This is a genomic window from Microcoleus sp. PH2017_34_RAT_O_A (assembly GCF_020737885.1).
Lineage (GTDB): Bacteria > Cyanobacteriota > Cyanobacteriia > Cyanobacteriales > Microcoleaceae > Microcoleus.
On sequence record NZ_JAEQDD010000081.1, the window covers coordinates 65968 to 73383 of the forward strand.

The 7416-nt window shown below is 44.7% G+C and carries 7 protein-coding genes; 3 read left to right on the forward strand and 4 right to left on the reverse strand.

Features of this window, described 5'->3' with window-relative positions; genetic code table 11:
* Positions 1 to 46 precede the first annotated feature (46 nt).
* Positions 47 to 1108: a sucrase ferredoxin gene (locus tag JGK11_RS23920; protein ID WP_293213109.1), complete on the forward strand. Its 1062-nt coding sequence runs from the start codon at positions 47 to 49 to the stop codon at positions 1106 to 1108.
* Positions 1109 to 1137: 29 nt separating this feature from the next.
* Here the strand turns inward: JGK11_RS23920 and JGK11_RS23925 are convergent, their stop codons facing one another.
* Both JGK11_RS23925 and JGK11_RS23930 read right to left on the reverse strand, forming a co-directional pair.
* A complete protein-coding gene (locus JGK11_RS23925; RefSeq protein WP_293213111.1) occupies positions 1138 to 1617 on the reverse strand; it encodes a GNAT family N-acetyltransferase in 480 nt (159 codons plus the stop codon).
* A 124-nt stretch (positions 1618 to 1741) separates the two neighbouring features.
* Positions 1742 to 3088 carry a TldD/PmbA family protein gene (locus JGK11_RS23930; protein ID WP_293213113.1) on the reverse strand — a complete coding sequence of 449 codons (1347 nt, stop codon included), beginning with the start codon at positions 3086 to 3088 and terminating at the stop codon, positions 1742 to 1744.
* A gap of 69 nt (positions 3089 to 3157) precedes the next feature.
* Here JGK11_RS23930 and JGK11_RS23935 point away from each other — a divergent pair, with 69 nt between their 5' ends.
* A complete protein-coding gene (locus tag JGK11_RS23935; protein ID WP_293192581.1) occupies positions 3158 to 3286 on the forward strand; it encodes a hypothetical protein in 129 nt (42 codons plus the stop codon).
* Here the strand turns inward: JGK11_RS23935 and JGK11_RS23940 are convergent.
* Both JGK11_RS23940 and JGK11_RS23945 read right to left on the reverse strand, forming a co-directional pair.
* Entirely contained in the window at positions 3264 to 4742 is a 1479-nt protein-coding gene (locus JGK11_RS23940) for a TldD/PmbA family protein (RefSeq protein WP_293213115.1), read from the reverse strand. The two genes, JGK11_RS23935 and JGK11_RS23940, sit on opposite strands and share 23 nt — an antisense overlap.
* Before the next feature lie 44 nt (positions 4743 to 4786).
* A complete protein-coding gene (locus tag JGK11_RS23945) occupies positions 4787 to 6244 on the reverse strand; it encodes a hypothetical protein (protein WP_293186280.1) in 1458 nt (485 codons plus the stop codon).
* A 564-nt stretch (positions 6245 to 6808) separates the two neighbouring features.
* Here JGK11_RS23945 and tnpA point away from each other — a divergent pair.
* Positions 6809 to 7252: an IS200/IS605 family transposase gene (gene tnpA, locus JGK11_RS23950; protein WP_293186278.1), complete on the forward strand. Its 444-nt coding sequence runs from the start codon at positions 6809 to 6811 to the stop codon at positions 7250 to 7252.
* The last annotated feature ends 164 nt before the right edge of the window (positions 7253 to 7416 follow it).

Below are 7416 nucleotides of genomic sequence, written 5' to 3' on the forward strand. Positions count from 1 at the left end.
AATGGGTTGTTAAAAGAGTAATTTATGACACATAACGAGGTAAAAAATGCCGGATACTTTTTTTTGCGCCGATGCTTCTAAATGCGTTGAAGAGGATATTATTGGGAGTGGTACTAATTACCAAACCTATATATTGATTGAATGCTGCTTGCCTTGGGAATCAGAAGCTTTTGATTCCAAACAAGTGCCCCAGAATCTCAGGAATTTGGTGGAGGAAGTAGAGCATTCAAAGCAAAAAATTAGATTTTTGTTGATAAATAGCGACCAAACTAAATGTGCCGATCAGCGCAAAGTGTTGATTTATGATAACAAAAGTCAAGCACTTTTTGAGGGCTACGAAAAATACGAATTTAACGCGAGTAATATTGAGCAAGTAGCGGCAATTGTCAAAAGCTATTTAGCTGGAGAAGTCCCGGATTGCGAAGTTGAAAATAACCCAAGTAGAGATATTTTGGTTTGCACTCACGGGAGTCATGATAGATGTTGCGCGAGATATGGCAATCCTTTTTATGCCCAAGCAACGGCTTTGGTTTCGGAGTTAGAATTGAGTGATGTTCGTGTTTGGAAATCTAGTCATTTTGGCGGACACCGCATGGCGCCGACTGCGATTGATTTGCGTGACGGCAGATATTACGGAAATCTCGATCGCATTTCGTTCAAATCTATTCTAACGCGATCGGGCGATATTGAATGTTTGAATCAGGTTTATCGGGGTTGGGGGATTTTGCCGAACCAAATTCAGGTTTTGGAACGAGAATTCATCATCCGCTACGGGTGGGATTGGTTCAACTACAAAGTTTCAGGCTGTATTGTAGATAAAAATCCTGAAAATGATGATTTTGTTGCTGAATTAACTTTTGAAAACGTAGATGGCACTTATATCTATCGGGCTGAGTTGGTTAAAGATGAAGCTAAAACAGTCAGGTTGAAAGGTTCCTGCGGCGCTAAGCAAGAGTCAGAGTTTGTCAAATATTTGGTAAAATATTCTTACTTTTACTCGAAGAAAGAGGAGTCAAGGTTTGTGATTTATCCTTTTCGGGATTTTCGTAGAGATAAGACGGCGGTTGAAACCGCGTCTACACAAACGATGTCCGCCTCCGCGGACTAAATAAAATAACCTAATTTCAACCGTTGTGTTCAACCCGCGGAGGCGGGTTTTGTCTGTATAGACGCGGTTTCAACCGCCGTCTTCAACTCCATGAATATGTGCGGGATTCCCAAGTGATCGAAGGGATTGTCTTTTTCTACAAATCCGAGTTTTTTGTAAAATTTAACGGCGTTAATGCGAGACATTAATCTAACAGTTTTGAAATTCTTTTCCTTAGCTTCCGCGATCAGTCTTTCCATTAGTTTAGTGCCGATTCCCTGGTTTTGAAATTCAGGAAGTACAGCAATATAAGAGATGCTTCCCAATTCTGGGGATAATTCTCGGAGTCTGCCCGATCCGATAATTGTACGATCGCCCTTTGCTATGATATGACAAGCACCGTTTTCGCGATCGTCCCTTTCGCTGCCTCTTTCCATACCCAGGGGCGATCGCAAAACCAACCACCGCTGATCGAACATTTCTGCTAATTCTTGTTGGTTATTGACTTCACGGATGTCTAATTGCAGCATTTTTCGATCGGATTGAAGAGGTAGATTATAATTTGTCGTTGGGCGGGGGCGGGTTTACGAGATTGTGGGTTTTGGGCAATTATTGTTGGTGAACCCGCCCCTACATATTATGGGAAATATGGAGTTACAAACTGTCAGTAATACTGGTGAAATTAAAAGCTTTCACGCGCACTCCGGGCACGACATTACCGCCGTAACGTTTCGCCTCGGTAACTGCATCGACATCGCGCAACATATCAGGTAAAACTTGATTGAAACGGAAATTTTTAATCGGATAAACAATCTTACCATTTTCAATCCAGAAAGTACCGTCGCGAGTCATGCCGGTTACTTCCGATGTCTTGGGATTGACATAGTTGACATACCATGCCCGACTAACTAAAATTCCTCGCTCGGTTTGAGCAATCAAATGTGCTAAACTTTGGTCGGAACCTGTCATCGCGATCGGGTAATAAGCACCTTTTGATTCTTTGCCTTTTTGTGCTGCCCAGTAGCGGGAATAAGATAAACTTTGAGGAACGCCATTTTTGATGATTTCCAAATAGCTATTACTCAATCCATCGCCGAAAAAATTATTCGATCGCAACAAAGGATGACTCGGATCGCGCTGTACCTGCACTAACGGGCTGAAAAGTTGTTCACCAGCGCGGTTTCCAGCGGGTTTCCCGGCTGCATCTGCGATCGACATAAACGATCGCCCTTCATCCGCCGCCCGCGCATCCATACCCCAAATAATCCACGGTAACAAATCCGCAAACGCAGCGCCATCAAAGATTACAGGATACACGCCCGGAGTGATGGGGCGGGGGTTGCGGGATGCTTTCGCGCGATCGACAACTTGCGCTGCTAATGCCGCTACTGGTAGTTGATTGATACCCCAAGCCGTGCTTTCCGTCCAGCTAGAACCGTCTCCGATGCGGGCTGTAAAGCCGAAATTCGCCTCTGTAGAATGGTTGCAGGCGCGGAGTCCGGTTGACGAGGCGATCGCGTACAGCGAAGTTTCAGCGCTCAAAGTACCGGAAGCATCAGCGCCTTCCTGAGATGCGATCGCACAGGCTTGTCGCACCATTTCAGCGCGGGCTAGAGGCGATACAGCGGCCGTTGCTTCATCAAACGCGGGCAGGGGTAAATCGTAGGTTTGAGGGGGCAGCAAGGGCATCCATTCGGGGTCTGCGGGGGCAATTCGAGCTAGTTCTTGCGATCGTTTGACCGTTTGGGCGATCGTATCTTCATCAAAATCTGTCACAGATGCAGAAGCGCTTTTATTGCCGAAATAGCTAGTAATGTTGAGCCTAAATACAGTCTTGCTAATATTTTGGCTGATTTGATTTTCCGAAAATCTGGAGAGAGATTCTTCGCCAGTATAGAGACTGACAAATACCGCTTCGGCTTCCGATTGTTTGACTGCCTTTTCTACCAAAGATAAGGCTTGGTCTTCACTTAAAATTGCGGAAGATGTTGTTAAAATCATGATGGAATGGGGAATAGGTAATGGGGAATGGGGAATGGGGAATAGGTAATGGGGAATGGGGAATAGGTAATGGGGAATTCGGAATTAGAAATTGATAATTGGGGATTGATAATTTTGAATTGGTTATTTGTTACTTCCAATTACCAATTACCAATTACCAATTACCAATTACCAATTACCCAATTTGAATATCCCTAACCCGCACCGGCACACAAGCGTGAGTCATTTGAGCCACCTGCATCGGTTCACCTTTTCCGCACATATTCGTACCGCACTGAACACGTTCCGAAGCAGGCCCGATCGCATCTACTTGATTCCAGAAATCAGTGCTCATCGAATGATAAGTTACATCCTTCAACATTCCGACAACTTTACCCTTTTCCACCTTCCAAAAAGCATTGCCGCCGAATTGGAAATTGCGCCGTTGTTGGTCAATCGAAAAACTGCCAATACCGTCAATTAAAATCCCATCTTCCGTATCAGCAATCATCTGATCCAAAGTAGCAGTATGACTACCGCCATCCGGGCCCGGTTCCAGTCCCAAATTAGGAATTCTGACCATCGGCACGCTCGACCAACTGTCAGCGCAGGCAGAACCGTTGCTGGTGGCACGTCCGAGGCGATATGCTGTTTCTCTATCAGTGAGATAATCAACTAAAATTCCATCCTTGACAACGTACCAATCCTGTGATTTTACGCCCTCATCGTCGTAACCCATTGTACCGCGGCCGTGGGGTTGAGTGCGATCGCACTTAAAGTTCACCCAAGGCGCAGCGTATTGCAGCTTATTCAATTTATCGGTAGTAGCAAAACTCGTGCCGGCAAAGTTAGATTCGTAACCGTAAACTCTGTCTAATTCCGTTGGATGTCCGACGGATTCGTGGATGGTCAGAAACAAATTTGTCGGCTTGAGAATCAGGGATTTGCAAATACCAGCCGGAACTTTAGGCGCAGCGACTTTCTCAATCGCTTCGGCCGCAACTCTGTCTATTTGACTAAGCAAATCATCGGGATTAATGTGTTCGTAACCGATATTTAGCGGCGGGCGTTCGTAACTGCGACTTTGGGCATCGCCGCCCGCAATTGCCGTACAGCCAAAACCCGGATAGCTGCGGTAGATTGTTTGTTCGATTAGCGAGCCTTCTGTGGAAGCAAAAACCTTGTCTTCGCGGTTTGCCTGCAAAAAAGAATAAGCTTTTTTGATGCCTTGTGAATCGTGGGCTAGCAGTCGCTCGTTGATGGTTAATAAAAGTTCGGCTTTGTCAGCAACGGGTACAGAAAACGGGTCAATTGCGATCGGAGTAATGTAAGTATCGACATATTTTTCGACGGGTACTAAGCGCACCGGTTCCTTTTGAGTCAAGCGGCTGCCTTTAGCGATTTCAACAGCCAAAGCGACGATTCTGGCTACCTCTGCGGGTGTTTTGCTATGACTGGCGGCAAAGCCCCAAGCGCCGTCTAGCAGCACTCGCACGCCAAAACCGGAACTTACATTATCAGAGATATTGCTTAAAGATCGATCGCGCGCGTAGAGACTCTGCCTTCGATAACTGCAAAAACGCACATCACCGTATTCACAACCTGTTTTCCGAATCAAACTTACGGCTAAATTTGCTAACTCCTTAGCAGAGATTTTTGCGGTTAATTGTACCATAGTTATTAGTCATTTGTTATGAGTTATCAATCATTATAGCGCTACTATCGAAATATTTTCCGAATCAACGGGGCGACGATACCCAGCATTAACCAGCCAAATACTAAGCCAAATACGAGACTCCAGAGAATTGTCGCAGCAAAGGGATGCAGCGGGAGAGAGATATCGGGAAACCATTGAATCGGTGTCTCCTTCTTGATGAGAGGATAGGCTGCGGAGAAGATTTGGCCACCACCGATCGCAGTTCCGACAAAGAATATGATATTCTCAAGTTGGCGATCGCGATTTTTCTCGTTGTCCTCCTGTTCGCGATCGAAATCCACCTGTTCGATTTCCACCATCCCGCGCACAGTAGATATCGACTGCTGGAACAAATCTTGACTAGCAATCAGATAATTCAAATCGATTTCAATTTGCCGCTGATATTTACCCTCAGCCAAATCCAGAAACCTCTGCCAAAAATCCAGATTATCGCCTTCGATGCACAAACTTCTAATTCTGGTCAAACTCTCGCCATAATTTTCAGCATTAATGTCGATCGTATTTCTGTCTTCCTGCAAATACCGCACTTGCTGAGCACAAGCTAACATTTTAGTCCTAACTTCAGCCAACAAATCCTTTAACTTCAGCAACTTAACTTGTCTATCTTGTTCCCTTTCAATTTCACTGAATTCAGGAAGCTTCTTCTCTAACTCGCCCACAATTTTCTGTGCATTGCGATATCTTTTCCGAGCTTCGCGATACACAAATACAATTTTAGCACGAGAACACAACAGATTCATCAAATAAGAATTAAACGTTGAGGTTGCGAATTGCAAAGTTTGGGGATTCTCTTGTAACCATACTAGAATGTGACATCGTTTAGACGCATCATCTTCGCGGCTGTTATACTCAAAAATCGGACTCCCAAATAATATCCCTGACGCGCGAAACTCTGGTAATGCTTGCTGTTGATTGTGGACAAAAGCTGTAACGGATTCGTCAGCTAGCTTGCGGTAAGTACCATAAACTGCTGGTGCGGCGTACAACAATAAAGTTTGTCCTAGGGACGGTTTAATTGCGTTTGGTAACAAACAACCTTGGGGATTTAATTGATTTAAGTCAGCTACTTTGATTGTCGCATTTCGATAGTAAAATGTCAAATCTGCGGTATAAGTATCGTGAATTCGCAGGGCATAAATTGAACCATCAAGTTTCTGGTTATCTGGCTGAGTAATTGGTTGTAAATCCAGAGTTTTGCCATCGGGAATCAGCAGTTCGCGATTATTGGGTTTTTCCTGTTCGCCTTGAGGATAATACTGTTTGTCTTTGTAACAAATTAGCTTTTCTCGGAGAGATTTTAGTTCGTTGCTGTTAAATTGTGTGCCGACATTATCTGCTAAATTTTCCCACAGGGATTGAGCATTTTTGGCTACTGCGTCATAGCCTTCATCGCTATCATCCCGCAAGTGGAAAGGATAGAGGGTAATGCTGGGATTTTTAATTTGCGGTGGTTCCTGCATAATCGAATCCGGGATGAAACGTGATATTAATTCAATCTTAGTCCGCGGAGGCGGACATTGTTTGTGTAGCCGCGGTTTCAACCGCCGGGGCCTAATCGCCGAATTCCTCAATCGCCAGATTCCTAATCTCCGAATACCCTCTTAGTCCGCGGAGGCGGACATTGTTTGTGTAGCCGCGGTTTCAACCGCCGGGGCCTAATCTCCGAATTCCTCAATCGCCGATTCCTAATCTCCGAATACCCTCTTAGTCCGCGGAGGCGGACATTGTTTGTGTAGCCGCGATTTCCAATCGCCGGGGCCTCAATTAGAATATAATCATTATGATTTCATTGTGCCGTCAATCAATCCCGGAGGTTTCTAATCACCCGGCGGTTGAAACCGCGGCTACACAGACAAAACCCGGATGGTGCGCGGGTTGAAGATTTGACCCGGTGGTTTTCAATCACCCGGCGGTTGAAACCGCGGCTACACAGACAAAACCCGCCTCCGCGGGTTGAAGATTTCAATCGGTGATTTTTCATCTGGTATGCGGGTTGAAGATAAATTTCATATATTGTATGAAAAATGAGAGATAATTTCACGCAGTTGTATGTACACTATGTTTGGGCAACCTGGGATAGATTGCCTTTGATTACTCCCGATATTCAAGAAGCAATTTATGCGGTCATTATTGGAAAATGTAATAATTTAAAATGCACTGTAATTGCTGTTGGTGGTATAGAGGATCATGTGCATTTGCTAGTCGGTTTTCCATCAACTTTGACAATAGCTGAAATTATCAAGGAAGTTAAGGGCAGTTCTTCTCATTTAGTAACTCACGAACTTAAACCTGGTGTGTTTTTTAAATGGCAAGGTAGTTATGGGGCGTTTACGGTTAGCCGTGATGCGATCGACAATGTAGCCAACTATATCAGAAATCAGGCTGTTCACCACCGTCAAAAATCAATGATTCCTGAATGGGAATGGGTTTCCAATCATCCCATGATTTCCCATCCACCCGGCGGTTGAAACCGCGTCTACACAAACCAAACCCGCCTCCGCGGGTTGAAGATTCCAATCGGTGATTTCTAATTACTGTAGTTTAGACTAAAAAATGATTGCAGCCAAAAGTAGCCGCCTTTGAATATCCGGCAAGCTGTTACTCAAAAACTCAAGAGGGAGAAGATTAAATA